This window comes from Chitinophaga sp. (assembly GCF_036569125.1).
In the GTDB taxonomy this organism is placed as follows: Bacteria; Bacteroidota; Bacteroidia; order Chitinophagales; family Chitinophagaceae; genus Chitinophaga.
On record NZ_DATCRF010000788.1, the window covers coordinates 1 to 2,376 of the forward strand.

General features: G+C 50.6%; 1 protein-coding gene and 1 pseudogene. Both read left to right on the plus strand.

All coding sequences use genetic code 11. The features are described 5' to 3' along the window. Positions 1-55 precede the first annotated feature (55 nt). Positions 56-2,005 (plus strand): annotated as a pseudogene (locus tag VIM87_RS28990) (non-ribosomal peptide synthetase); the annotation flags it as partial. A 96-nt stretch (positions 2,006-2,101) separates the two neighbouring features. Next, positions 2,102-2,359: a phosphopantetheine-binding protein gene (locus VIM87_RS28995; RefSeq protein WP_332000362.1), complete on the plus strand. Its 258-nt coding sequence runs from the start codon at positions 2,102-2,104 to the stop codon at positions 2,357-2,359. Positions 2,360-2,376: the final 17 nt, after the last annotated feature.

The window sequence follows — 2,376 nt, forward strand, 5'->3', positions numbered from 1 at the left end:
CCGCCATCACCAGGAAACCGAAGGGCTGATAGGCTTTTTTGTAAACACGCTGGCCCTGCGTACCGACTTAAGCGGTAACCCGGCTTTCCGGGAGCTGCTGCTGCGGGTACGGGAAACTACCTTATCCGGTTATGACCACCAGGGTGTACCCTTCAGCAAGATAGTGGAAACCGTTATGCAGGACCGGGATATGAGCCGCAGTCCTGTGTTTCAGGTGATGTTTGCCATGCAGCAGGAAGGAGGCCCGATGGAGCTGGAAGGCTTATAAGTATTGCCGGAACCGGCCGGCAGCGAGCGGGTAAAGTTTGAGCTCACGCTAACGGTTACAGACCGGGACAATGGTTTAGTGTGTTACCTGTCGTATAACCGTTCATTATATGAGCCCGCTACCATGCAGCGTATGCTGGGCCACTATGAGCAGCTGTTGTCATCCATTGTCAGCGATCCGGAAACACAGATAGCTGATCTGCAAATACTGGATGAGCAGGAAACACATTTACTGCTGGATGAATTTAGCGGCGCGGAAGCAGACTATCCACGCAACAAAACCATCGCAGACCTGCTGGAAGCGCAGGCCCTGCGTACGCCTGAAGGCATAGCCGTGGTGTGCGGCACTGAGCAGATCAATTATAAAACATTGCGTGAGCGCAGTAACCGGCTGGCACATTACCTGCGCACCTGGGGCGTGGTTGAAGACAGCCTGGTATGCATTTGCATGAACCGTTCCATAGATATGATCATAGGGATCACGGGCATCCTGAAAGCAGGCGGCGCTTATGTGCCCATTGATCCGGATTATCCGCAGGAACGGATCAGCTATTTATTAAACGATACCACAGCAGGCATAGTAATAAGTGAAACCGGTCTTAAAGAAATTATTCCGGCAGATTATACCGGGCAGGTATTGCTGCTGGATGCGCTGTCAGATGTACTGGAACAGCAGCCGCTAAGCGCCCCTGTTACCGCATTGCAGCCGCATCACCTGGCTTATGTGATCTACACCTCCGGCTCTACCGGCAAGCCCAAAGGAGTGATGGTAGAACATAGGAACGTGCTGAACCTGCTCAATGGTTTCCAGCTGTTAGCGCCTCCTGAAAAGGATGGAGCCGGCTTAACACTTTGCCCCTTTATTTTCGACGTTTCTGTATGGGAGCTTTTTATTAATCTCTGTTTTGGTAACGCCTTACATGTGCTAGGCCAGGAACATGCGCTGGATCCTGCTTTTATAGCACAGTATCTCATAAAACAACAGATAACAACCGCATATCTTCCGCCAACCATCCTGGCCGCAGTGGCCGATTTTTTTGAAACATCCGGCAAAGAGATCTTCTTAAAACGATTGCTGGTAGGGGTATTGCCTATCCGGCAGGCAGTGCTGCAGCGCTTCTGCAACCGGGCGCCTGATCTCAGGATCATTAACGGTTACGGTCCTACGGAAACAACCATATGCGGCACATTCTTCCCTTTCATTAAGGCGGATGCTCCAGACCAGAATGTTCCCATCGGAAAACCGGTCGCCAATAATAAAGTTTATATCCTGGATGCAGGGAAACACCCGGTTCCCCTTGGGGTGGCGGGAGAGATCTGCATAGCGGGTGAAGGTGTTGGAAGAGGGTACTGGAATAATGCAGCGCTCAGCAATCAGCAATTCATTCAGGATCCTTTTTCCGCTGATAATAATGCACGGCTTTATTGCACAGGGGATAAGGGTAAATGGCTGCCCGGCGGTAATATCATGTACCTGGGCCGTTTGGATGATCAGCTGAAAATAAGAGGATACCGTATAGAGCCCGGTGAAATAGAAAGTGTGGTGCAGCAAAGCGGCCTGGTTGATCAATGTATGGTATTAACCCGGGAAGCACCGGGCGAAGAGAAAGCCCTGGTAGCATTTGTGACCCCTGAGGAAAACTTTAACCGGAAGGAAATGGTGCGTTACCTGCAAAACAGGTTGCCGGCATACATGATACCGGGTTTGTGGGTGGCATTACCGGAATTTCCGTTAACACCAAATGGGAAGATCGATAAACGCGCGCTGCTGGCAACCTCCGCAAACGACCTGTTAACCGGCGCCAATACTGCGCCCAGGAATGAAACAGAGGAGGTGTTGGCAGAAATATGGAAAGAGCTGCTGCATATAGGCGCAGTAAGTGTATATGATAATTTCTTTGCACTGGGCGGGCATTCTTTGCTGGGAATGCAACTGATGGCTGCCCTGAAAAAAAGGTTCCGGCTGGAGGTACCGCTGAAAATGATCTTCCGGCTTCCCTGCATAGCTGATCTGGCAGAGTATATCCAGCTTATGCAGCCGAACACAGATAAAGAGCCGGAAAATATCCCTTACAAGGTCTTTGAGCTATGAGCATGATACCAATAGAT